This window comes from Streptomyces sp. NPDC026673 (assembly GCF_040638135.1).
Lineage (GTDB): Bacteria > Actinomycetota > Actinomycetes > Streptomycetales > Streptomycetaceae > Actinacidiphila.
Map to the genome: position 1 here is coordinate 1 of NZ_JBEZXR010000095.1, position 21858 is coordinate 21858.

The 21858-nt window shown below is 73.8% G+C and carries 20 protein-coding genes; 9 read left to right on the forward strand and 11 right to left on the reverse strand.

Annotated features, from left to right (window positions below; translation table 11 throughout):
- Nucleotides 1–86: 86 nt before the first annotated feature.
- The 3 genes from AB0F62_RS37675 to AB0F62_RS37685 all read right to left on the reverse strand — a co-directional run bounded on the left by AB0F62_RS37675 (nucleotide 87) and on the right by AB0F62_RS37685 (nucleotide 2177).
- Nucleotides 87–1235, reverse strand: a complete 1149-nt coding sequence (locus AB0F62_RS37675) for a cytochrome P450 (RefSeq protein ID WP_361810133.1) — start codon at nucleotides 1233–1235, stop codon at nucleotides 87–89.
- A 433-nt stretch (nucleotides 1236–1668) separates the two neighbouring features.
- Nucleotides 1669–1824 (reverse strand): DUF6131 family protein, encoded by a 156-nt coding sequence (locus tag AB0F62_RS37680; protein ID WP_018557825.1) that lies wholly within the window; start codon nucleotides 1822–1824, stop codon nucleotides 1669–1671.
- Between the two features lie 113 nt (nucleotides 1825–1937).
- Complete coding sequence (locus AB0F62_RS37685) at nucleotides 1938–2177, reverse strand: hypothetical protein (protein WP_361810136.1); 240 nt, start codon at nucleotides 2175–2177, stop codon at nucleotides 1938–1940.
- A 484-nt stretch (nucleotides 2178–2661) separates the two neighbouring features.
- On the opposite strand from AB0F62_RS37685, the gene AB0F62_RS37690 reads away from it, so the two are divergent.
- Nucleotides 2662–4023, forward strand: coding sequence for a glycoside hydrolase family 16 protein (locus tag AB0F62_RS37690; RefSeq protein WP_361810178.1), 1362 nt, complete (start codon nucleotides 2662–2664; stop codon nucleotides 4021–4023).
- A gap of 104 nt (nucleotides 4024–4127) precedes the next feature.
- On the opposite strand, the gene AB0F62_RS37695 is transcribed toward AB0F62_RS37690, so the two are convergent.
- The 3 genes from AB0F62_RS37695 to AB0F62_RS37705 all read right to left on the reverse strand — a co-directional run bounded on the left by AB0F62_RS37695 (nucleotide 4128) and on the right by AB0F62_RS37705 (nucleotide 7902).
- Nucleotides 4128–6206: a SpoIIE family protein phosphatase gene (locus AB0F62_RS37695; protein WP_361810138.1), complete on the reverse strand. Its 2079-nt coding sequence runs from the start codon at nucleotides 6204–6206 to the stop codon at nucleotides 4128–4130.
- 83 nt (nucleotides 6207–6289) lie between these two features.
- Entirely contained in the window at nucleotides 6290–6949 is a 660-nt protein-coding gene (locus AB0F62_RS37700; protein ID WP_361810140.1) for a response regulator transcription factor, read from the reverse strand.
- Nucleotides 6946–7902, reverse strand: coding sequence for a HAMP domain-containing sensor histidine kinase (locus AB0F62_RS37705; RefSeq protein ID WP_361810142.1), 957 nt, complete (start codon nucleotides 7900–7902; stop codon nucleotides 6946–6948). The genes AB0F62_RS37700 and AB0F62_RS37705 overlap by 4 nt, the downstream gene beginning before the upstream one ends.
- A 262-nt stretch (nucleotides 7903–8164) precedes the next feature.
- On the opposite strand from AB0F62_RS37705, the gene AB0F62_RS37710 reads away from it, so the two are divergent.
- Complete coding sequence (locus tag AB0F62_RS37710) at nucleotides 8165–8446, forward strand: DUF3040 domain-containing protein (RefSeq protein WP_361810144.1); 282 nt, start codon at nucleotides 8165–8167, stop codon at nucleotides 8444–8446.
- A gap of 179 nt (nucleotides 8447–8625) precedes the next feature.
- Nucleotides 8626–10206, forward strand: coding sequence for a multicopper oxidase domain-containing protein (locus AB0F62_RS37715; RefSeq protein WP_361810146.1), 1581 nt, complete (start codon nucleotides 8626–8628; stop codon nucleotides 10204–10206).
- Nucleotides 10207–10248: 42 nt separating this feature from the next.
- Here AB0F62_RS37715 and AB0F62_RS37720 read toward each other — a convergent pair whose 3' ends face one another.
- Nucleotides 10249–11514 (reverse strand): DUF6777 domain-containing protein, encoded by a 1266-nt coding sequence (locus AB0F62_RS37720; RefSeq protein WP_361810148.1) that lies wholly within the window; start codon nucleotides 11512–11514, stop codon nucleotides 10249–10251.
- A 350-nt stretch (nucleotides 11515–11864) separates the two neighbouring features.
- Between AB0F62_RS37720 and AB0F62_RS37725 the strand changes: the two genes are divergently transcribed.
- The 4 genes from AB0F62_RS37725 (at nucleotide 11865) to AB0F62_RS37740 (ending at nucleotide 16407) form a co-directional block, all read left to right on the forward strand.
- Nucleotides 11865–13958: a SpoIIE family protein phosphatase gene (locus AB0F62_RS37725; protein WP_361810150.1), complete on the forward strand. Its 2094-nt coding sequence runs from the start codon at nucleotides 11865–11867 to the stop codon at nucleotides 13956–13958.
- Nucleotides 13959–14102: 144 nt separating this feature from the next.
- Nucleotides 14103–14663 (forward strand): hemerythrin domain-containing protein, encoded by a 561-nt coding sequence (locus AB0F62_RS37730; protein ID WP_361810152.1) that lies wholly within the window; start codon nucleotides 14103–14105, stop codon nucleotides 14661–14663.
- A gap of 174 nt (nucleotides 14664–14837) precedes the next feature.
- Complete coding sequence (locus tag AB0F62_RS37735) at nucleotides 14838–15392, forward strand: hypothetical protein (RefSeq protein ID WP_361810154.1); 555 nt, start codon at nucleotides 14838–14840, stop codon at nucleotides 15390–15392.
- Between the two features lie 142 nt (nucleotides 15393–15534).
- Nucleotides 15535–16407 carry a methyltransferase domain-containing protein gene (locus AB0F62_RS37740; RefSeq protein ID WP_361810156.1) on the forward strand — a complete coding sequence of 291 codons (873 nt, stop codon included), beginning with the start codon at nucleotides 15535–15537 and terminating at the stop codon, nucleotides 16405–16407.
- A 322-nt stretch (nucleotides 16408–16729) separates the two neighbouring features.
- Here AB0F62_RS37740 and AB0F62_RS37745 read toward each other — a convergent pair whose 3' ends face one another.
- A complete protein-coding gene (locus AB0F62_RS37745) occupies nucleotides 16730–17326 on the reverse strand; it encodes a TetR/AcrR family transcriptional regulator (protein WP_361810158.1) in 597 nt (198 codons plus the stop codon).
- 152 nt (nucleotides 17327–17478) lie between these two features.
- Here AB0F62_RS37745 and AB0F62_RS37750 point away from each other — a divergent pair, with 152 nt between their 5' ends.
- Both AB0F62_RS37750 and AB0F62_RS37755 read left to right on the forward strand, forming a co-directional pair.
- The gene (locus AB0F62_RS37750) at nucleotides 17479–18405 is read left to right on the forward strand and encodes an NAD(P)-dependent oxidoreductase (protein WP_361810160.1); all 927 of its coding nucleotides are present in this window, start codon (nucleotides 17479–17481) and stop codon (nucleotides 18403–18405) included.
- A complete protein-coding gene (locus tag AB0F62_RS37755) occupies nucleotides 18402–19268 on the forward strand; it encodes a hypothetical protein (protein WP_361810162.1) in 867 nt (288 codons plus the stop codon). The genes AB0F62_RS37750 and AB0F62_RS37755 overlap by 4 nt, the downstream gene beginning before the upstream one ends.
- A gap of 9 nt (nucleotides 19269–19277) precedes the next feature.
- Here the strand turns inward: AB0F62_RS37755 and AB0F62_RS37760 are convergent, their stop codons facing one another.
- The 3 genes from AB0F62_RS37760 to AB0F62_RS37770 form a co-directional block, all read right to left on the reverse strand.
- On the reverse strand, nucleotides 19278–19676 hold the full coding sequence (locus tag AB0F62_RS37760; RefSeq protein WP_361810164.1) for an SsgA family sporulation/cell division regulator: 399 nt from the start codon (nucleotides 19674–19676) through the stop codon (nucleotides 19278–19280).
- A 41-nt stretch (nucleotides 19677–19717) separates the two neighbouring features.
- Complete coding sequence (locus tag AB0F62_RS37765) at nucleotides 19718–20212, reverse strand: ATP-binding protein (RefSeq protein ID WP_361810166.1); 495 nt, start codon at nucleotides 20210–20212, stop codon at nucleotides 19718–19720.
- 181 nt (nucleotides 20213–20393) lie between these two features.
- A complete protein-coding gene (locus AB0F62_RS37770) occupies nucleotides 20394–21716 on the reverse strand; it encodes a PP2C family protein-serine/threonine phosphatase (protein ID WP_361810180.1) in 1323 nt (440 codons plus the stop codon).
- Between the last annotated feature and the right edge of the window lie 142 nt (nucleotides 21717–21858).

Genomic DNA, 21858 nt, shown 5'->3' on the forward strand with positions numbered 1-21858 from the left:
GCGGAGCTTCAGGTAAAAACCCCAAGCAGGCCCTCGCTCGTTGTCGAGAATCTCCTGCCACTTCGTCTTGGATCGCGGCTTCTGCTTCAGGAAAGAGCCGGCTTCGCCAGCCGCAGGTCCGGGAAGCGCCGCAGCAGCTCCCGGAAGGCCACCTGGAGCTCCATGGTCGCCAGGGGCGCGCCGAGGCAGTGGTGGCCGCCCCATCCGAAGGTCATGTGGGGCGTGTTGACGCGGTCGAAGTCCAGCTCGTCGGGGCGCTCGAACTTCGCGGGGTCGCGGTTCGCCGTCAGGTAGGACACGTGGACGACGTCCCCGGCCCGGATCAGGACACCGCCCAGCTCCACGTCCTCGATGGCGATCCGCGGGATGCCGACGCCCTTGCGGAACGGGATGTGCCGCAGCATCTCCTCGATGGCCTGCGGGATGCGGTCCGGCCGCTCGCGCAGCAGGGCCAGCTCGCGCGGCCGGGTGAGCAGGGTGTAGGCGATGTTGCCGATCTCGTTCGACGTGGTGTCCTGGCCCGTGATGAGCAGGACCATGGCCATGACGGCGAGTTCCTTGTCGTTGAGGATCTCGTCCCCGTCACGAGCCGTGGCCAGCACGCTGACCAGGTCGTCGCCCGGGCGGGCGCGCCGCTCGGCGGTGAGCTTGCCGAAGTACTCCCGCAGATAGGCCTTGGAGTGGACGGCGTTGTCCCGGTTGTCGGGGCTGAAGTCCATCATGGTGCGGGCGTGGCCCCGCAGCTCCCAGCTGTCCTCGTCGGGGATGTCGAGCACCTCGCAGATGGCGGCCAGCGGGAGCGGCGCCGCCAGGTGCTCCACGAGGTCGGCCGGGGAGCCGCTCTCCTCCATGCCGTCGAGGAGTTCGGCGACGACCCGCTCGATGCTGGGGCGCATGTGCTCGACGTTCCGCGGGGTGAAGCCCTTGGAGACGAGGGAGCGAAGCCGGCTGCTGTCCGGCGGGTCCATCACGTTGATGGCCTCGTCCTGGACGATCGGCTCCGGCGTCATGCGGGGGAAGTCCTTGCCGACGACGGCTGCGCGGCTGAAACGCCGGTCGGTCGTCACCGTCCGCACGTCCTCGTACCGCGTGACGAGCCAGGCCTCGCCCTCACCGTGCGGCAGCTTGATGCGGGAGATCTTCTCGCTCTCCATGAAGTGCTTCAGCTGCGGGTCGAACTCGAGGGCTTCGGCGAAGTCGAAGGGGCAGTTGTGCGCGGAGGAACCGGATTCCATGCGAGTACTCCAGTGCGCCTGGGCGTCGGGGGGACATATCACAACCAATCCCCCGCGCGCGCAGGTGACCACTGCAGGCAGCCCATCCGGGCGACCCACGGACCGGGTGGGCGTACCGGCCGTCGAGCCGGGGCGGCACGCGGTCGCCGAGCGGCGCGGCCGCTTGGCGACCGGCCCGCGCCGCCCTCGCCTCGCACACCTCGGCGCCGGACCGCGGCTGACACGGCGGCAGGCCGGCGAATGCCGTGACCGCGCCGGGTGTGGTCGGTACGGCTCGGTCGCCGCGCGTCTCCGGCGCGGCGAGACGGGGCCGTCGCCGCCGGCCGTACGCGCTTCCGCCCTCCCCCGCGTGATCGTGTGTCACACGGGGGAGGGCGGGGGTGCCGCGCCCTCGACGTCACGGGACGCGGCACCCTTCTCCGTCGCACGGCCGTCAGTAGTAGTGGCGGCGCCCGGCGACCGCGTGCCCCATGGCACCCAGGACCCAGAGCACCAGGCCGATGACCACGAGGATGACTCCCAGGGTCCACAGGATGGAGATTCCGGTGAGGAATCCGATGATGAGCAGGATGATGCCGAGGATGATCATGATGTTCTCCCTTGCGCGGCCCCGGTTGCCTTGACCGTGTACCGGGCCGGTGGTGCTGCGGATGCGAACCCCGGGTCGGCGAACGCCCGGGGCGCGGTCGGGTGCGGCCTCCCTCACGCGGGAGCGGCCGTCGATGCCGCGGCGCCCGGCCGCCACTTGCGGGCGGCCGCACGCGGGGCCCCGCGGGCCCAGGCCCGACCGCCGGCCGCCGCGTTCCCGGTGCGGGCACACCTCTTGTCGACGGTACGGGCGGCGGTCTCCTTGACTCGTCGCTCGCTCTCACCCGGGTCCGGCGCGCGCTTCTTGATGCGCTCGTCGTGCCGTTCGCCTGTGCGGTGGGGACCTGTCGGCATCGCGTTCACCCCCATTCCTCTACACGTCGGCTACCCAGGTCCCGGCAGATCATGGCCACTTGTTTTCACAGGACCGACACAAGAAGCGCGAGTGTCCCGGTGAGAGCGCTCTCAGCAGGCCGGACGACTTCGAAGGGTGGACACCCCGCGACTGCGGAGGTGCGAACCGATCTCCCAACCCGCGCTATTTGACGTGGACTTCAGCCAAGGGCCGCCGCCCCGGACGCCCGCACCCCCCGTCGGAACGTCCACACAGTGAAGGCACGCAACCCGTCCCGACTTCTTTTGTTCCATGTATTGACCGCGTTCCCCCCTGGCGGGAAGGTGTTCCCGCGCCCTGAGAGCGCTCTCAGAACGCCGGACCGCTCACGTCCGGCGTGGCGCCCACCCGCCCCGTACCCTCCCCCGGCATCGAGGAGGCACCACACCCGTGTCCGCGCGAACGAGCACCGGTAGGCGGTACGCCGCCAGACCGTTGACCCTGATGGTGGCCGCCGCGGCCACCGCGACCGCGCTCTGTCTGGGCCTGCTCGGCTCGGCCAAGGCCGCCGTCCCGACCGCTCCGTCCGGCTGGACCACCGTCTGGAGCGACGACTTCAGCGGGTCCGCCAACACCCTCCCGTCGAGCGACAACTGGATCATCGACACCGGCACCAGCTACCCCGGCGGCGCCGCCAACTGGGGCACCGGCGAGGTGCAGACCTACACCTCCAACACCGCGAACCTCCGTCAGGACGGCTCGGGCAACCTGCGCATCACCCCGATCCGGGACGGCTCCGGCAACTGGACCTCCGGCCGCGTCGAGACGCGCCGCAGCGACTTCGAACCCCCCTCGGGCGGCAAGCTGCGCATCGAGTCCCGCATCCAGATGCCGAACGTCACCGGGGCGGCCGCCGCCGGCTACTGGCCGGCCTTCTGGACGCTGGGCGCGCCCTATCGGGGCAACTACTGGAACTGGCCGTCCATCGGGGAGTTCGACCTGATGGAGAACGTCAACGGCGTCAACCAGGTCTGGGGCACCCTGCACTGCGGCACCAACCCCGGCGGCTACTGCAACGAGACCAGCGGCCTCGGCGCCACCCGGACCTGTCCCGGCAGCGCCTGCCAGGGCAACTTCCACACCTACGCCTTCGAGTGGGACCGCAGCGTCAGCCCCCAGCAGCTGCGCTGGTACGTCGACGGCGTCCAGTTCCACTCGGTAAACGCGAGCCAGATGGACGCGTCCACCTGGAACGCGGCCACCGGCCACGGCCACTTCATCCTGCTCAACGTCGCGATGGGCGGGGCCTTCCCCGACCCGGTGGCCGGGTACAAGACGCCGACCGCCTCCACGGTCTCCGGTGTGCCCATGCTGGTCGACTACGTCGCCGTCTACAGCTCCGGCGGCGGCAGCACGCAGCCCCCGACCTCGCCCCCGCCGACCGGCGGCACCGGCAGCGCGTACGGCACCCTCCAGGCCGAGTCCTACGGTCAGCAGTCCGGCACCACCGTGGAGACCACCACGGACACCGGCGGCGGGCAGAACCTGGCGTCGCTCGCGAACGGCGACTGGGCGCTCTACCCGGGCGTCGACTTCGGGACGACGGCGGCCCGGCAGTTCAAGGCGCGGGTCGCCTCCGGTGCCGCGGGCGGCGTCAGCGGTCTGGTCGAGGTACGGCTGGACAGCCGGAGCAACGCCCCGATCGGCAGCTTCTCCGTGGCCAACACCGGGGGCTGGCAGAACTGGAGGACGGTCCCGGCCAACATCTCGGGCGTCACCGGCAAGCACGACGTGTATCTCACGTTCACCAGCGGCCAGCCCGCGGACTTCGTGAACGTCAACTGGTTCACCTTCAGCACCACATGACCCAGCGCCGTCCGCGGCGGCCCACGGCCGGACCCCCGGCCCGGCCGCCGCGGGCGGCCGCGTTCCCCCGGCGCCCGGTCGGAGGTCGCGGTCAGGCGTCGGGGTCAGGGGTCCCGGGGACGCGCGATGAGGAGTGCCACATCGTCACGGTCCGCGGGGTGGCGCAGCGCCGCGAGGAGCCGATCGCAGGTCTCCTCCACCGACTCGTCCGGCGCGTCCAGGAGGCGCAGGAGGTCGTCCAGGCGCTCGTCGATGGCCCGGTCGCGGGTCTCGACCAGCCCGTCGGTGTACAGGACGAGCCGGTCCCCCGGGCCCAGTCCGACGGTGGTGCTCTCGAAGGGCACACCACCGACCCCCAGCGGGATGCCGGTGGGCAGTTCCAGCAGTTCGGGACGCTTGCGGGCACGCACCACGACCGGCGGCAGATGGCCCGCGTTCGCGAGCCGGCACACTCCGCGCCCGGGCTCGTAGACCGCGTAGACGCAGGTCGCGATGTAGGGATCCAGCCCCCGGGTGATCCGGTCGAGGTGACCGAGTACCTGGGCGGGTTCCAGGTCGAGGCCGGCGAGGGTGGAGGTCGCGGTGCGCAGCCGGCCCATGGTGGTGGCCGCGGGGACACCGCTGCCCATGACGTCGCCCACGACCAGCACGGCCCCGCCGCCGTCGAGCGGGATCACGTCGTACCAGTCGCCGCCCACCTCGCTGCTGGCCTGCGCCGGGCAGTAGCGTGCGGCCAGTTCGAGCCGCGGCAGACTCGCGGGCAGTCGCGGCAGGAGACTGCGCTGAAGGGTCTCGGCGGTGCTGCGCAACTGCTGGTGGAGCCGTGCGTTGTCGATGGACACCGCGGCGCGGGAGGCCAGTTCGCAGGCGAGCGTCAGGTCGTCCTCGTCGAAGGGCTGGGGGTTGTCGGCCCGGGCCAGCCCGACCACACCGAGGATCCGGTCGCGGGCGACGAGCGGCACCGCCATCGCCGTGTGGACGCCCGCCCGGGCGAGGAGGTCCGCGGCGTCGCGGTCGCGGGCGATACGCGTCAGGCTCCGGTCGTCCGCGTGCGTGATCAGGCCCGGGCGGCCGGTCTCCAGGCACTGCGCCGCCAGATGGTCGGGGGCGTAGGCCACCATGTGTCCCGCCCTGGCGAAGGCCCCGGCCGCCTCCGAGGGGCGGGCGCATCGGGAGGCGAGGGAGCGGAACCGCGGGCGGTCCTCGCCGGGCTCGCCGCCGTCGTCCCGCAGGGCGGAGTCCAGGACGTCCACGGCGGCGAAGTCGGCCAGTTCGGGGACGACGACGGCGGCGAGCTCCCGGGCGGTGCCCTCCACCTCCAGTGACGTGCCGATGCGGGCGGAGCCGTCGGCGATCACCGCGAGGCGCCGCCGGGCCCGCTCGGCCTCCCGTGCGCTGCGGTGCCGGTCGGTGACGTCCACCACCGAGGTCGCGACGCCCAGGACGTGGCCGTTCTGGTCCTCCAGCCGGAAGAAGGAGACCGACCAGGCCCGGTCGGCACCGGGGTCCGCGGGCGTACGGCCGACGACGTACCGGTCGACGACCGGTGTCCCGGTGCGCAAGACCTGCCGCATCGCGTCCTCCGCCATGCGGTACCGCGCGCCGGGGAGCACTTCCCGGAACCGGCGCCCGATGTGGTCGCTCTCGGACACGCCGTGCATCTTCGCCAGGGCGGGGTTGACGGACAGATAGCGCAGCTCGGGGTCGAGGACCGCGAGCCCGATCGGGGACTGGGAGACCAGCCGGAGGGAGAGGGCGAGGCCGCGTTCCAGACTCCGCAGCACGGGCCGGTCGGTGGCGATCCCGAGGGCGTAGAAGTCGCCCCCGCCGCCCATCAGCCGGACGTTGCGGAACTCCACCAGCCGGGTGCTGCCGTCCTTGTGGCGTACCGGGAACGCCCCCGACCAGCTGCGGCCGGTCTCCAGCACCTCGGCGAACAGCCTCATCGCCTCGTCGCGGTGCTCGGGCCGGACGAGCAGCGGCGCGGCGTACTGCCCGACCGCCTCACCCGCGGTGTAACCGAACAGTTCCTCCGCGTGCGGGCTCCACATGTCGATGCGCCCGTCCGCCTCGAGCAGGATCGCCGCCACGCCGAGCACGTCCATGAGTCCACTGGGGCCGAGTGCGGTGGCCTCGCCTTGCACCCGGTCCTCGTCGAGCGGTTGCCGCTCTGCTTCCCTCATCGCAGGCTCCCTGATCGACCTTCGCCTACCCCGGCACGGGAAGCTGAGTCGTCGCCGCCGCCCGCCGGGCCGGCGGGCGGCGGTCACGGTTCGATGAGCCCGGCCCGGATCGCGTAGCGGGTGAGTTCCAGGCGGTCGCGCAGACCGAGTTTCTGCAGGAGGTTGGCGCGGTGCCGCTCGACCGTCTTGATGCTGATGAAGAGCAGGTCGGCGATCTCCTGGGAGGTGTGGCCCTCGGCGACGAGCTTGAGGATCTCCTCCTCGCGGTCGGTGATGGCGCGGGCCGGCAGGGGCTCGCCCTGGCGGGCGCGCTCGAGGTAGGTGCGGATGAGGGTGGTGACGGCGCCGGGGTAGATGAACGGCTCGTCGCGCACGGCGGCGCGGCACGCCTCGACCAGATCGCGGTCCGCGACGGACTTCAGGACGTATCCGCTGGCCCCGGCCTTGAGCGCCTCGAAGAAGTACTGCTCGTTGTCGTACATCGTCAGGATGAGGATGCGCAGCCCGGGCCGGAGCCTGCTGAGTTCCCGGGCGGCCTGCAGGCCGGTCATGCGGGGCATCGCGATGTCCAGGACGGCCAGGTCGACCTGCTCCGTGCGGGCCTTGGCGACGGCTTCGGCGCCGTCGCCGGCCTCGGCGACCACGCGGAGGTCGGGTTCGCTGTCCAGGATGAGCCGGACGCCCCGCCGCACCAGCGCGTGGTCGTCGGCGAGGAGGATGCGGGTGCGCTGCGCCCCGGTCATCGTCGGCCTCCCGCGGCCGGCGCGGGTACGGCCAGCCGGACGTCGGTGCCGCCGCCCGGGGCGGCCGCCACCTCCAGGACGGCGCCGATCAGCAGGGCCCGCTCGCGCATGCCGCGCATGCCCGCGCCCTCGGGGACGTCGCCGACGCCCTTGCCGTCGTCCCGGACCAGCAGTTCGGCCCCGCCGCCGGGGCGGGCCGCGAGATGGATCTCCACCCGGTCGGCGGCCGCGTGCCGTGCCGCGTTGGTGACCGCCTCCTGGGCCACGCGGTAGAGCACCAGCTCGGTCTGCTCGTCGAACGCCGGGAGTCCGTGGCCGCACCGGTCCACCACGGTCAGCGCGGGTGTGCCGAACTCGGCGGCCAGCGCGCGCAGGGCGCTGTGGAGGCCGAGTTCCTCCAGCACGCCCGGGCGCAGGCGGCGCGCGATGCGGCGGATCTCGTCCAGTCCGGCGCGCGTGGTCTCCTGCACCTGGCGGAGGTCGTCCTGGAGAGGGTCGGGGGCGAGGTCGGCGGCCCGCTTGAGCTGGAGCACGACGGCGGTGAGGGTCTGGCCCACCTCGTCGTGGAGTTCCTGGGCGATCCGGTGGCGTTCGGCCTCCTGCGCGGACAGTACGCGGGCGCTGGTGGCGGCGCGCTCGGCCTCCAGCCGGTCGAGCATCGTGTTGAACGTCGCGATCAGCCCGGCCATCTCCCCCGATCCGGTGACGGCGGGACGGCCGCCGGGGCGGAGCAGGTCGGCGGAGTTCATCGCCCGGCTCAGCCGCTGCAGCGGCGCCAGCCCCACGCGCAGGAGCAGGGCGTTGGCGACGAGCATCGCGATCAGTCCCACGCCCAGCACCATGGCCTCGCCCAGCAGCACGGGGGTGGAGACCGTGACGGGGCCGAGCAGCAGCACCGCGGCGGCGACCAGCACCGCGCCGTTCAGCAGGAAGATCCGCCAGTACAGCGACATGGTCCCGCCCTCCTCGGGGGCTTTCCTCCACTGTCCGCCGACGGTGCCGCGACGTCCTGCGCGGGCCGCGCTGTTCCTGCCGTGCGTGGTGGGACCCGGGTCCCGGTCCCAGCCTGCCCCGGGCCGGGGGCCCGCGGCCATCGGTGCCGGCACCCATTTCCCGGGCGCCGGAATGGGTGGCGGCACCGATGGTCCCGGCGGGGGCCGCGAGTGACGGTGGAGGGAGCAGGCACCCCGCCCGGCTCCGGGAGGAGGAGTGATCATGCCGTACGAACACAAGGCCATCGAGGACATCGAGGCCGAGACCCGGCGCACCGACCCCCGCTTCGCCGACGGATTGCGGACCGGACGTCCGTGCGCGCCGCGGGAGTACCGGCGCAGGCTGGCCTGGTTCCTCCTCGCGGTGTCCCTCGCCTGGATCGTCATCGGCATCGTCCTGCCGCAGGGACTGCTGATCGCGGCCGGGCTGGTGCTGGCGGGCATCAGCGGGGGCGTGTTCGATCCGCGCCTCGAACCGGCCCGACGGCGCCGCCGGCGGGCGTGATCCGGGCGCGGGACGGCGGGGGCACGCCCGTGGGGCGGCGGATCCGGGGCCGGAAGGGTGGCGGGTCGGTCCGAAGGTTGTTCGCGGGGCCCGCGTGTGGCGCCGTCGCGCACGGCTCGGGCGGGCTATTGTGACGCCGACCGGAAAATCGCGCAAATCGTCACATTTGGGAGCCCTACGTGATCGAAGGCATCGGCAGGCGCCGTTTTCTCGCCGCGGGGGCGGCCGTCGCCGGGGCGGGCGCGACGAGCAGGGCCTGGGCGGGCACTCCGCTGGCCGATGTACCACCCGGCGGGGTCCTGCGGAGCAAGGCCCGGCTCCCCCGCCCGTACCAGGTACCCCTGCCGGTCCCGCCGGTCCTCGAGCCCACCCTGCGGACCGCGACGACCGATTACTACAACATCACCCAGCGCGTGGCGAAACTGGAGCTCCTCCCAGGACTGCGCACCAACTGCTGGACCTTCGACGGCTTCTTCCCCGGCCCCACGGTCGTCTCCCGCTCGGGGCGCCGCACGGTCGTCACGCACCGCAACGAACTGCCCCAGCCGACCGTGATCCACCTGCACGGCGGCCACACCCCCGCCGACAGCGACGGCTACCCGATCGACCTGACAATGCCGGTGGGCAGCCGCATGTCGTACGCCGACGCGATGGCGGGCATGCCGGAGATGCACGGCTCACACGGCAACCTCTCGCATGGCCAGCGCAGTTACACCTACCCGATGCTGCAGCGCGCGGCAACGCACTGGTACCACGACCACCGGATGGGTTACACCGGCCCGGCGGTGTACCGGGGACTGGCCGGTTTCCACCTGGTGACCGACGACGAGGAGGACGGGCTCGACCTGCCCCGCGGCTCCCGGGACATCCCGCTGCTGCTCGCCGACCGGGCGTTCGCCGAGAATGGGGCGCTGATCTACCCCGCGGTCGACTCCGGGATGCGCAAGCCGGGCGTCGTGCACGCGCACCACTTCGGCATGATGGGCGACGTCATCCTGGTCAACGGCGCACCGTGGCCCGTCCACCGGGTCAAGCGGCAGCGCTACCGGCTGCGGTTCCTCAACGCCTGCAACGTCCGGGACTTCCGCCTGGAGCTGGACCCCCCGCCGCCGGGCGGCAAGGGCCTGCTGCAGATCGGCAGCGACGGCGGGCTGCTGGGCAGCCCGCTGGCCCACGACAGCCTGCGCATGGCCCCGGCCGAACGCTTCGACATCATCGTGGACTTCGCCCGCTACCGGCCCGGCACCAAGGTGCGCCTGGTCAACCGGTTCGGCAGCGGCAGCACCTCGCAGGTCATGCGCTTCGACGTCTCGCCCTCCTCCCGCAGGCCGCACGACGACACCCACATCCCCAAGCGGCTGTCGCGCTACCCGGCCACCGTCCTCGACCCGCGGCAGGCCGTGGCGCACCGGACCTTCGCCTTCCGGCACTCCCGCGACGGCTGGACGATCAACGGCCTGCCCTACAAGCCCGGTCGCTCGCTGGCCCGGGTCAAGCTCGGCACGGTCGAGATCTGGAAGTTCACCTCGGTCTTCTTCCACTCCATCCACGTGCACCTGGACTCCTTCCGCGTGCTGTCCCGCAACGGCAAGAGGCCGGGCGCCTTCGACGCGGGCTGGAAGGACACGGTGGCGACCGGCCCCGGCGAGACCGTCGAGGTGGCGATCCGCTTCACCGACTACACCGGCAAATTCATGATCCACTGCCATAACCTCGAGCACGAGGACATGGCGATGATGGCCGACTTCACCACGTACTGAGGCCGCCGAGACGGCACGGCACGGCCCCGGCCCGGCCCGGCGTCACGGGGACGCGGCCGGGCCGGACGGCTGCTCCGGCACCGTACCGCCGGGCGGGGGGCTCACCCCTCCGGGCGGTCCGGGGGTGCCGGGGGCGGGGCTCTGCGGCCCCGGGCCCGTCGTCTCCGGGGACGGGGAGTGCGGGGCGGTCCCGCCGGGGGCCGTACCCTCCGGCGGCGCGGACGGGCCGCCCTGCTCGGGGGCGGCCGGCGAACCGCCCGGGGGCGACCCCGGGGTGCTGCCGGACGGCGCGTTCTCCGGGGGTGTCGTCTTGCGGTCTCCGGCCGCCTTGCCGTCGCCGCTGTCCCGGGTGAACCACTCGCCGGAGTCCGGGTCGCGCACCGTGAACCTCTTCACCGGCTCCGGCGCCGGCGCCACCACCACCGTCCTGGACGGCTGGTATCCGGACCACGCCTGCCCCACGGTCCGGGCGCCGCCCTTCTGCTCGACCGGCCGCGTCAGCGGATTCCCGCAGGCGCAGCGCACCCGGGGCATGCCGCGGTCGTCCACCAGGACCGCCGTCCCGGCCTGCAGCACCGACTGGAACGCGGTGGGCCGGCCGTCGCGGTAGCCGTGGTTGGTGACCCGGGTGTCCGCCCTGAGCTGCACGGGGGTCAGGTCCCGCAGATACGCCGGCACACCGGACGGCGCGATGCCCAGCACCGAGGCGAAGGCCTTGTTCTTGGAGGCGTCCGCCGACAGGACGTCGATCTGCTTCCCCACGTCGCAGCTCGCGACGGATCGGGTCCCGCCGTACAGACCGGGCATGCCGCCGCTGTAGACCTGGCGTACGGTGCCCGCGCCCGCGGACGGGGTCGGCAGCGGCGGGGTCGCGGAGGGCGCGGCGGTCGTCTCGGCCGTCGACCGCGTGAACGGGTTCGGTCCCGCACTGCCCGCGGGCTGGAGGAACAGCTCGCCCTCCTTCGCGCCCGACACCCCTCCGGGGCGGGTGAACATCACGGCCAGTGCCACCGCGGCCACCACCGCGGCGGTGATCGCGGCCACCTTGGGCACCGACCGCCACCAGGGGCCCTCCTGTCCGCCTCCGCCCTCGCCGCCGTCTCCGCCGCCCCCGCCGCCGCCCCCGTCGTCCGGCGGCTCGACCGGTGGCGGGGGCGGGGCGCCCACGACGACCGTCGGCGTCCGCCGGCGGGAGGGGGAGTTCCGGTCAGGGCCGGGGGACGTCGCCTCGTCCGTTCCGTTCGGTCCGGACAGCGGACCCGCGGGAGGGCCTTGGGGACGGGCGAGCGACTCCGGTTCAACGCTCACAGGGCTTGCCTCCACTCGTCCCGGGCCGGCACCGGCCGCGCGGCGGGGCGGAGCGCGCCTCGTGCGCCGGGGGAAACCGGCCGGAGCCCGGCCGGACGACCACGGCCGGAGCGCACCGCCGGAGGGCACCGCCGGCAGCATCGGAAACCCCACCTCATGACCATTGTGTGCGCCCGCCTCACCATCACCGCAAGCCGGGACGCGCCCGCGCCGAGGGCCCCCGTACCCCCTGCGGGAGCGCTTTCCGAGGGGTGCGCCACCGCGTCTTCGGGGGGACCATGGAAGCGCGTCGGCGAGGAGGGGAGGGCGGACCGACCGGCCGGAACCGGCAGGCGGAAGAGGCGCCCACCATGAGCGACACGGATCGGTACGCGACGGGCCCGGAGCGGCTGGACGGGGTCTCGTCGAGCCCGAGCGGGCTGATGGACCTGCTGGGTGTCGCCGCGGTGCTCCTGGAGAGCGACGGGCGGGTCGACATGTGGAGCCCGCAGGCCGAGGAGCTGTTCGGCTACACCGCGGAGGAGGCGGTCGGGCAGTACGCCGCGCCACTGCTGGTGCACGATCCCCACCGCACGCTCGTCATCGAGCTCTTCTCCGAGATCATGAAGACCGGGGAGAGCTGGGCGGGGTCCTTCCCGGTGCGCCGCAAGGACGGCGGCCGCCGGATGGTGGAGTTCCGCAACATGCGGCTGATGGACAGCCTCGGCGACTACTACATCCTCGGGCTCGCCACCGACCAGTCCACCATGCGCGAGGTGGAGCAGGAGGTCGCCCTCTCCACGCGGCTGATCTCCCAGTCGCCGATCGGCATCGCGGTGCTGGACACCCGGCTGCGGTACCTCACGCTCAATCCCGCGCTCGCGCGGTTCCACGGCATCTCGGTGAAGGACCATCTGGGGCGGTCGTTCCGCAGCGTTCTGCCGGGCGCGGAGTTCCGCGCGGTGGAGACCGAGATGCGGCAGGTGCTGGCGTCCGGGACGCCGATGGTGGACCGGTACACCGTCGGCCGCACCCCCTCCGACCCGCGCGGCGAACACGCGTGGGCGGTGTCCCTCTACCGGCTTGAGGACCACCGGGGTCATGTGCTGGGCATCGCCGAGGTCGTCGTGGACATCACCGACCGGCACCGCGCGGCCGCGGAGGCCGACCGGGCCAGGCGGCGGCTGGCGATGATCGCCGACGGTTCCGCCCGCATCGGCACCGCCCTGGAGGTGGAGCGCACGGCCCGGGAACTCCTCGAGGTCGTCGTGCCCGACCTGGCGGACCTGGCCGCGGTCGACATCCTCGACGGTGTCCTGGACCAGCGCGCCCCGGCGCTCCGGCAGGACCCGCCGGTGTTCCGCTCGCTCGCGGTCAGGAGCGCCTACCCCACGGAGGCGGCGCGGGCCGCCCCGGCCCCGGGTGACGTCGTCGCGTACCACGCCGAGCACCTCTCCGCGCAGTGCGTGCGCACGCTCCGTCCGCATATGATCGCCCACGCCGGCCAGCACGACCTCGAGCGCATCACCCCCGATCCCGAGTCGGCCCGGCTCCTCGCGGACGCCGGCGTCCACTCGTGCATGGCGATCCCGCTCATCGCGCGCGGTGAGGTCCTGGGGGTGGTCGGCATGTGCCGCGCCCGTACGCACGCGCCCTTCGACGACGACGACCTCACCCTCGCCTGCGAACTGGCGTCCCGTGCCGCCGTCTGCATCGACAACGCCCGCTGGTACCAGCAGGTGCGCAACACCGCCGAGACGCTGCAGCGCAGCCTGCTCCCGGTGCCGCAGCCCCATCATCCGGGCCTGGAGGTCGCGGCGCGCTACCGGCCCGCCCAGGCCAGGAGCAAGGTCGGCGGCGACTGGTACGACGTGATCCCGCTCGACGACGAGCGGACGGCACTGGTCGTCGGCGACGTCATGGGCAGCGGCATCGAGGCCGCCACCACGATGGGCCGGCTGCGCACGGCCACCTCCACGCTGGCCGAGCTCGACCTCGACCCCGCCAAGGTGCTGAGCCACCTCGACAAGATCACCCGCGGCCTGGACCCGTACATCGCGACCTGCGTCTACGCCCTGTACGACGCGCGCCGCGCCGAGTGCCACATCGCGACCGCCGGGCACCTGCCCCCCGTCCTGGTGCGCGGCGACGGCACGCCGGAACTGCTCGACCTGCCCACCGGCACACCCCTGGGCGTCGGCGGCGTCCCCTTCGAAAGCACGACCATCACGCTCGGCCCCGGTGACCGGCTCGTGCTGTACACGGACGGGCTCGTGGAGACCCGGGACGACCCGATCGACGAGCGCCTCGAGGTGCTCCTGGCGCTGCTCGGCTCGCCGGACCCCTCGGTGGAGGAGACCTGCGACCGGCTCCTGCGCGAGCTGCGCACCGCCGACGACCACGACGACGTCGCCCTCCTGATCGCCCGCGCGGACCCGTTGCGCCGGCCGCGGGAACGCCTGTGAACACCTGCGTCCCGTCGCCGCGGTGTGCCGCCGGGCGGGTGGTGCCCGCGCCCCCGGGTGGGGTGGACGGCCCGAAGTGGAATGGATGGGGTTCGGCCCGTGCGCACGCCCGGGCCGTACTGCCGCACGGAAAGGCGTGAGCGAATGGGACACGGCGGAAACGTGATCGCGGAGCTGCTGGCCGACCACCGGGAGGTCGAGGAGATCTTCGACCGCATGCAGTCGATGTCGACCGGCTCCCCTGCGCTGCGGGAACTGGTGGACGAGGTGACCATCGAGCTGGTGCGGCACTCGGTGGCGGAGGAGCAGTACCTCTACCCCGCCGTCCGCGAGCACGTCGAGGACGGCGACCGCATCGCGGACAAGGAGATCGCGGACCACGCCAGGATCGAGGAACTGCTCAAGGATCTGGAGCAGTTGCCGCCCAACGACGGCCGTTTCCACCCGCTGCTCATGCAGCTGATGGACGAGGTCACCGCGCACGTCCAGGACGAGGAGGGCAGGCTCTTCCCGAAGCTCGGCAGCGCCTGCTCCCCCGAGGCGCTCGACGACCTCGGCGACAAGGTGCGCCGCGCCAAGTCCCTCGCTCCCACCCGCCCCCACCCGGCCGCGCCGGACACCCCTCCCGCCAACAAGATCCTCGCCCCGGGAGCCGGCCTCGTCGATCGTGCCCGCGACTTCGTCAGCGGCCGCGGCCGGTCCTGACCTCCGGGGTACGGGGAGGCGGCGCAGGGTTCCCGGTTCGGGGGCCCTGCGCCTGGCCTGATGGGGCGGGGCGTGATGCGGCTCATGTCGCGACACGGGGTATGTGCGTAGGCTGTCCGTTCCGCGCACCGCCCGGGCGCGGCACCCACGCGCGCGGAGGACGGTCCGGTCGGCATGCACAGTGAGTTCTCGGCGGTCGTCGCCGCGGCCACCCGCTGGCTGCTGACCGCCTACCCGGCGACCGGCGGGGCCCTCAGCCGTGCCCTGGCGGAGGCCCAGGCCCGCCAGGCCGCCACGGTCGCCGCGGCGCTGCGCCACCCGACGGCCGTGGACGCCGCCCTGCTCGGGCTGCTCGCGCCGGGCGGAGCCGACCGGCTGGACCGGATCACGGGAGCCGGGGCCGGGGCCGGGTCCGGGGCCGCCGACGAGGACGCCGAGGCCAGCTGGCGTACCTGGGTGGACGAGGCGGTCGTGAGCTGGGCGGCCTGCCTGCTCTCCGACGCCGACCTGGCCGCCTCCGCCGTGGCCGCCCTCGCCGCCACCGACCACGGGTCCGCCCTCGTGGGGGACGCGCTCCGGCTCACCGACCCGAGCGCCCTCGACCGCTCGGCGGCGGCGCTGCTGCGCCATCCGGATCTCGTCGGACCGATAGCCGGTCTGCACCGCGCCGCGCTGACGGCGCTGCTCCCCGGGCGCCCGGTGTCCCCCGCGCCGCAGGAAGCCGTCTGACCCGACGGCGGAGGAGTGCCGGCGGCGGCCCCTCCGCCCCAGAGCCTGCCGTGACATCGGCTCCCCCGGCCGGCGCTGGGAGGTGCCCCCACGTGCGGTGCATCGCGAGAGGGAAGGTGCCGACAGGCTCTACCGTCCTCCCATGAGTGAGGACCAGGCCGCCCACGGCTTCACGGCCGTTGATCACCAGCCGCGGCCCGCCGATTGGGTGCGGGTGCTGGTCACGTTGAGCGCGGAGCCGTTCTACGCCGGATACAAGGAGCGGGTGCGCGAGCTGCTGCGCCCGGCACCCGGCGCGTGGTTCCTCGAGGTCGGGGCGGGCTCCGGGGACGCCGCCATGGCGTTGCGCGCACGGTACGGGGCCGAGGCCGTCGCGGTGGACAGCTCGCTGACGATGGCCGCCGAGGCACGGGCGCGCGGCGTGCGGCACGTGGCCGCCGCCGACGGGCACCGGCTTCCCTTCCGGTCCGGCCGCTTCGACGGAGCGTGGGCGGACCGGGTCCTGCAGCATGTCGCCGCGCCCGGCGACGTCCTGGACGAGATGCTCCGCGTGGTCCGCCCCGGCGGCCGGATCGTGCTCGCCGACCCGGACTACGACACGCAGGTCCTGGACATCGAGGATCAGGACCTCGCGCGACGGGTGCTGCGCTTCCGCGCCGACGTCCTCCTGCGCAACGGCACGCTCGCCCACCGGCACGCCGGGATGCTGGCCGCGCGCGGTCTGACCGGCGTCTCGGCCGAGGTCCGGACGCTCGTCGTGCGCGACCCCTCGGCGGCGGACAACGTGATGGGCCTGCGCACCTGGGCCCACACCGCCGCGTCCCGGGGCCTGCTCGGCGCGGCGGACGCGGAGCGGTTCACGGCCTGCTACGACGACGCCGTACGCACCGGGCGGTTCACCTACGCCGTCTCCTTCTTCCTCACCGCCGGCACGCTTCCGCACGGTGACGGCGCCCTCGGCACGTCACCGCCGCATCGGCCCACGGCGGCGCGGCGGCGGCCGGCCCGGGGCTGAGCCGCCAGAGGGCGGCCCTCATCCCGCCCGACCGGGTGCGGCGGCGGCCGGGAGCGAGCCCGGCGGCCGCGCGGTTCGCTGCCCGCCGAGGTCGATCGCGTCCCCGGCGAAAAGCCCCGTACCGCCGCCGTTCCACCGCCTGATGGAGCAACCGCACCGTGCCGCCCGCGCCCCGCGGGCGCGCTTGGCCGTCAGCGGCCGGGTCCGGCCCGGTGGTGGACGGAGCACGTTCACGCCGGGGCGCGGGGCACGGCCGACGGCGGGGCGCGGAACGGGCCGCCGCCGTGCCCGCGGCTCGGGCCGGCGAGGGCGTGCGGGCGCCTCAGCCGCGCGGTACGGCGCAGGCGTCGAGCATCGGCCCGAGTTCGCGGGTCACGGCGGTGAGGGCGCGCACGTCCTGTTCGGCGCGGGCGATGACGACGGCCCCTTCGATGGCGCTGATCATCAAGGTCGCCAGCGACTGCGTCCGCTCGGCCGGCACCCCCATCGCCTCCAGCGCCCCGGCCACGGGTCCGGTCCAGGTCGCGAAGGCCGCGGCGGCGGCCGTGCGGGTCGAGTCGGAGGTCCCGGCGCAGTCCACCGTGGCGGCCGCGACGGGGCAGCCCGCGTCGTAGCCCGAGGTCAGGAACTCGTCCGTCCACTGGCCGACCATGGCGGCGAACAGTCCGCCGGGCGTCGGCTCGGGCAGGGCGGCGAGGAAACGGGCAACGCGGTTGCCCGCGTAGCGACCGGCCCAGCCGACCGCCTCGTTGACCATCTGCTCCTTCCCGCCGGGGAAGTAGTACTGCAGCGAGCCCCGGGGCGCCTGCGCGTGGGCGGCGACGTCGCGCATGCCCGTCGCGGTGACACCGCCGCGGCGGATGAGCTGCGCCGCGCTGAAGACCATGCGCTCGCGGGGTCCGCGCCCGGAACCGGCCATCACCGACCTCGACCTCCCACCCTCTGCCCGTCTGTGCGGGGCACCCACACGGGCGGCCCGACGATACCGGCCGGGGTGGCGCCCGTTCCCCCGAAGACTATTATGACCGCTGTCATAATGCGCGGTCGAACGGTCGGGACGGCGGTGGGGCAGTGGACGTGGGATTCATCGGCCTGGGGATCATGGGACAGCCCATGGCCCTCCGGCTGGCCGGCTCAGGGGTACGGCTCGTGGTCTGGAACCGCACGGACGCCCGGAGCGCGCCGCTCGTCGCCGCCGGGGCCGAGGTCGTGGGCGGACCGGAAGAGGTGTTCGCACGGACCCGCGTGGTGATCCTCATGCTGGCCGACGACGCGGCCGTCGACGCCGTCCTGGGTCGCGGCACCCCGGACTTCGCCGCACGGGTGGCCGGGCACGTCGTCGTCCACATGGGGACCACCTCGCCCGAGTACTCCCGCGGTCTGGAGGCCGCCGTCCAGGCCGCGGGCGGCCGTTATGCGGAGGCCCCCGTCTCCGGTTCCCGCGAACCGGCCGAGGCGGGGCGGCTCGTGGCGATGCTCGCCGGGGACCCCTCGGCGGTGGAAGAGGTGCGGCCGCTCCTCGCGCCCCTGTGCCGGGAGACGTTCGACTGCGGGGCGGTGCCCGGCGCGCTGCTGATGAAGCTGTCGGTCAACCTCTTCCTGATCACCATGGTCACCGGCCTCACCGAGGCCTTCCACTTCGCGCAGCGGCAGGGCCTGGACACCGGGCAGTTCCTCTCCGTCCTCGACGCCGGACCGATGGCCAGCGCCGTGTCCCGGATGAAGGCGCCGAAGCTGCGGGAGCGCGACTTCACCGCCCAGGCCGCGGCGGCGGACGTCCTGCACAACAACCGCCTGATCGCCGGGGCGGCCCGTGCGTCCGGACTCGCCTCGCCGCTGCTGGACGCCTGCCACGCCCTCTTCGAGGAGACCGTGGAACGGGGCGACGGGCGCGCGGACATGGTGGCGGTCCTGCGCGCGATCGAGGCCAGGACCGACGTCACCGGCCTGGTCACCGGCCTGGTGACCGGCGGACCGGCAGGAGGCACGCGACCGTGAACGACTCCCGCACGGCCGCGGAGGCCGACCACACCGCCCGGCGCGTGTGGCGGCTCGTCGAACCGGTGCACGCCGTCACCTACTTCGCGCCCGAGGCCCGCGCCGCGTACGAGGAAGCCGGCCTGCGCGGCTTCTGGCGCGGCTACTTCGCCGGTCGTGCGGCACCGCTCGGCGCGGTCGGGCCGGAGCCGGTCGTGGCCGCCTTCTTCGGCTTCGCACCCGCCATGGTGGCCCGCGCCCTGCCCGCCGTCTGGGAGTTCACGCCTCCCGAACGCGCCCTGGAGGTACGGCTGCTGGGAGCGGGGGCGGCGTTGCGCCGGCTGCTCGCGGGGCAGGAGGCCGCGGTGACCGAGGCGGTGGCCCTGCTGCGTCCGGTCGTCGAGGGGCTGGACTTCGCCGGACGGGTGCTCGCCGCGGCGAACGCCGCGCTGCCCGTGCCCGGCGACCCGGTGGACGTCCTGTGGCACCTGGCCACCGTGCTGCGCGAGCACCGCGGGGACGGCCATGTCGCCGCCCTCGTCGCGGCGGGACTGGACGGCTGCGAGGCGCTCGTCCTGCGGTCGGGCATCGACCTTCCCCGTACGGAGCTGCAGCCCCACCGCGGATGGACCGACGAGCAGTGGGACGCCGCCCGGGCCCGCCTCGCCGCACGCGGCCTGCTCGGCGCGGACGGCAGCGCGACCGTCGCCGGGCGGGAGGCCCACCGGGCGCTGGAGGACGCCACGGACCGCGCCGCCGCACGCCCGTGGCAGGCGCTGCCCCAAGAGGCCGTCGAGCGGCTCGCCGCCGCGGTGTCCGCTCCGGCCCGGGCCTGCGCGGGTGCCCTGCGCTTCCCCAACCCGATCGGGGTGCCGGCGCCCTGAGGAACGTCCTCAGGCCGAGAGGAGTTCGGCGATGCAGCCGTCCCAGTCGATGCGGGCGTTCTCGGTGCCGAGCGGGACGAGTTCCGCGGTCGCGGCCAGGAACCGGGCGAGCACGCCCGTGGCGATCTGCAGGACGGCGGTACCACCGGGGGCCGCGAGGGTGATGAGGGTGTGGGCGTGGTCGCCGGGCTCGACGTGGACGTCGCCGTGCCCCGCGGGCGCGGCGAGCCCGGCCAGGAGCAGGTCACGGGAGAGCACCCACTGCGCCTCGTCGTCACCGTCGCGGCCGAACCGCATCCGCACGGTGTAGGGGTCGTCGGAGCGGTACTCGCAGCGCGCGGACAGATCCAGGAACCGCCGGGTTCCGGTGATCAGGCGCAGGGACAGTTGCTCCGTGAATGCTCGCATGGACGCCCCCTCATGGGCCCGGTTCGGCCACGTTTCGCCGTTCAGCAGTGTGTCGTCGCACTGCGCCTGCCCCGCGACGCGCGGTCCGGGCCGGGGCGGTGGGAGAGATTGTGTGAAGGCTCGTCACGTTCGCCGCCGGACGGTGTGAAGCACGCCGTGATCGTCTTGCCCTTCGTCTGGGAGCGGGCGTGGCAGTGGTCCGCGACGGCGTGCACGAGTGCGAGGCCCCGTCCTCCGGTGGCGGAGTCGTCGGGGGCGCGCGGCGCCGGCACCTCGTCGTCCGCGTCGTGGACGCTGACGTGCAAGCACCGCCCGTCCCAGGTGAGGACGAGGTCGGCGTCGCTGTGCGCGTGGATGTGGGCGTTGGTGACGAGTTCCGACACGGTGAGCAGAACGTCGTCGACCGTATCGGGGGCGTCCTCGGTCCAGTCGAGGGAGGCGAGGTGCTCGCGCGCCCACCGGCGGCCCGCGCGCACTCCGCCCGACACCGGGAAGGACCGGGCCCAGCCGACCGCCTTCATGGAACCGTCGGTCATCGGAGTTCTCCCTTCTGCGCGGCGCCCCCGCGCGATACGCCTACCCCGGCCGGGTGGGCGGTAGCGCGTCCGCGCGGCGCGGGGCGGCGGTTCCGGGAGTCCCCGCGGGAGTCCGCTCCGTACGCGCAGGTTCACCGCCTCCGGTCACCTGCCCGCCCGGGACCGGTGGCCCTTCCGTGGGTCACCCATCGCCGTCCGGCGCCATGACGTCGGCGGACCGAGGTCGTCCGCCGCGCATCCCGGCGGCCCGCGCCATGGGTCCGTCCGTCATGGACCGCACGAGCGGCACCCCGGCGACGGCCGCCGCCAGATCGCTGCCGTCCGCGCAGCAGCCGAGCCATTCGCAGAACAACACCGTGGCGTCATCCCCCAGTTCGCCCGCGTGGTGGGTCACCACCCGGTTCATGAGGCGGCACAGGGTCTCCGGGACGGGCAGCCGGTCGGCGTGGTGGCGGATCAGGAATTCGATGAACCCGGAGAGCCCGAACTCGTCCCCGGCAGCCGTGCGGGCCTCCGTGATGCCGTCGGTGTACAGCACGAGGCGGTCCCCGGGCTCCAGTTGCTCGCGGCACACTTCGGGCACCACGCCCAGTCCCATGCCCATCGGGTCGCCAGGCTGGCAGGTCAGCTTCGTGACCCAGCGGCCGCCCCGGATCAGGACCGGCGGGTGGTGCCCGCGGTTGACCCATTCCAGGAGGCCGGTGGCGGTGTCCAGCCGCGCCACGACGCCCGTGGCGTAGCGCGCTCCCCCGAACTGCTCGATCAGGACCCTCTCGATCTCCTCGGTGATCTCGACCAGTTCCGCCTTCCGGCGGCGGGCGTTGCGGCTCGCACCCATCGCGAGGCTCGCGGTCAGGCCGGCCGCGGTGTCGTGCCCCATCGCGTCGAAGATCGACAGATGGACCAGCGGTCCGTCGAGCGCGTAGTCGAAGGCGTCCCCTCCGACCCGGTAGGCGGGTTCCAGCGCGGCCGAGATGACCACCCGGCCGTCCGAGTACGAGCGGGGCGGCAGCAGGCGCCACTGCATCTCGGCCGCGACGTTCATGGTGTCCGTGCGCACCGTCCGGGCGTGCGCGTCGCTGTAGTCGCGCTTGGAGGCCACGATGAGCGCCACCGCGTCGGCCAGCAGCTGGACGTCCTCGCGGGTGCGGCGGTCGTCGTCCTCCGTGGTGGCGCGGAGCAGCCCGAGCCGCTCCGTTCCGCCCAGCAGGGGCGCCCACCACCGGTACTTGCCGGGGCACGTGGAGGTGGCGGGGAGCAGTCGCCCGTACTGGAAGGCCCGGCCGGGCACCGTGCCCTCGATCCTCAGTTCGGCGGTGTGGCTCCCGTGCTGCGGGCAGCCGCCCGCTCCCGTCTCGGCCAGGTTGCGCAGCACATGGCGCTGGAGGTCGGCGAGGTAGATCGTCACATGCGCGAGGCCGGCGGGTTCGGCGTGCTCGGCCACCTTGGCCGGCAGTCGCTCCAGGGGCATCAGATGGCTCTCGGTCAGCAGCCCGGCCAGCATGCGCCGGCTCAGCCGGTCCCTGTCCTGAACACTCACCCCTGCTCCTCGCCGCCCGTGGGCGGGCTGGGATGCCAGCGACGTCGCCCGGGCCGGATGCCCCCGTCCTGAACCTCTCCCATCGTACGCATATCACCTGATCAGT

What these genes read in the sequence shown, in the direction of transcription:
- AB0F62_RS37685 (WP_361810136.1), bottom strand. Translation starts at nt 2,177, where the DNA reads ATGCCGACAGGTCCCCACCGCACAGGCGAACGGCACGACGAGCGCATC.
- AB0F62_RS37760 (WP_361810164.1), bottom strand. Translation starts at nt 19,676, where the DNA reads ATGCGAGCATTCACGGAGCAACTGTCCCTGCGCCTGATCACCGGAACC.
- AB0F62_RS37740 (WP_361810156.1), top strand. Translation starts at nt 15,535, where the DNA reads ATGAGTGAGGACCAGGCCGCCCACGGCTTCACGGCCGTTGATCACCAG.
- AB0F62_RS37735 (WP_361810154.1), top strand. Translation starts at nt 14,838, where the DNA reads ATGCACAGTGAGTTCTCGGCGGTCGTCGCCGCGGCCACCCGCTGGCTG.
- AB0F62_RS37705 (WP_361810142.1), bottom strand. Translation starts at nt 7,902, where the DNA reads ATGTCGCTGTACTGGCGGATCTTCCTGCTGAACGGCGCGGTGCTGGTC.
- AB0F62_RS37710 (WP_361810144.1), top strand. Translation starts at nt 8,165, where the DNA reads ATGCCGTACGAACACAAGGCCATCGAGGACATCGAGGCCGAGACCCGG.
- AB0F62_RS37770 (WP_361810180.1), bottom strand. Translation starts at nt 21,716, where the DNA reads ATGCTGGCCGGGCTGCTGACCGAGAGCCATCTGATGCCCCTGGAGCGA.
- AB0F62_RS37700 (WP_361810140.1), bottom strand. Translation starts at nt 6,949, where the DNA reads ATGACCGGGGCGCAGCGCACCCGCATCCTCCTCGCCGACGACCACGCG.
- AB0F62_RS37725 (WP_361810150.1), top strand. Translation starts at nt 11,865, where the DNA reads ATGAGCGACACGGATCGGTACGCGACGGGCCCGGAGCGGCTGGACGGG.
- AB0F62_RS37675 (WP_361810133.1), bottom strand. Translation starts at nt 1,235, where the DNA reads ATGGAATCCGGTTCCTCCGCGCACAACTGCCCCTTCGACTTCGCCGAA.
- AB0F62_RS37695 (WP_361810138.1), bottom strand. Translation starts at nt 6,206, where the DNA reads ATGAGGGAAGCAGAGCGGCAACCGCTCGACGAGGACCGGGTGCAAGGC.
- AB0F62_RS37690 (WP_361810178.1), top strand. Translation starts at nt 2,662, where the DNA reads ATGGTGGCCGCCGCGGCCACCGCGACCGCGCTCTGTCTGGGCCTGCTC.
- AB0F62_RS37680 (WP_018557825.1), bottom strand. Translation starts at nt 1,824, where the DNA reads ATGATCATCCTCGGCATCATCCTGCTCATCATCGGATTCCTCACCGGA.
- AB0F62_RS37730 (WP_361810152.1), top strand. Translation starts at nt 14,103, where the DNA reads ATGGGACACGGCGGAAACGTGATCGCGGAGCTGCTGGCCGACCACCGG.
- AB0F62_RS37765 (WP_361810166.1), bottom strand. Translation starts at nt 20,212, where the DNA reads ATGACCGACGGTTCCATGAAGGCGGTCGGCTGGGCCCGGTCCTTCCCG.
- AB0F62_RS37745 (WP_361810158.1), bottom strand. Translation starts at nt 17,326, where the DNA reads ATGGCCGGTTCCGGGCGCGGACCCCGCGAGCGCATGGTCTTCAGCGCG.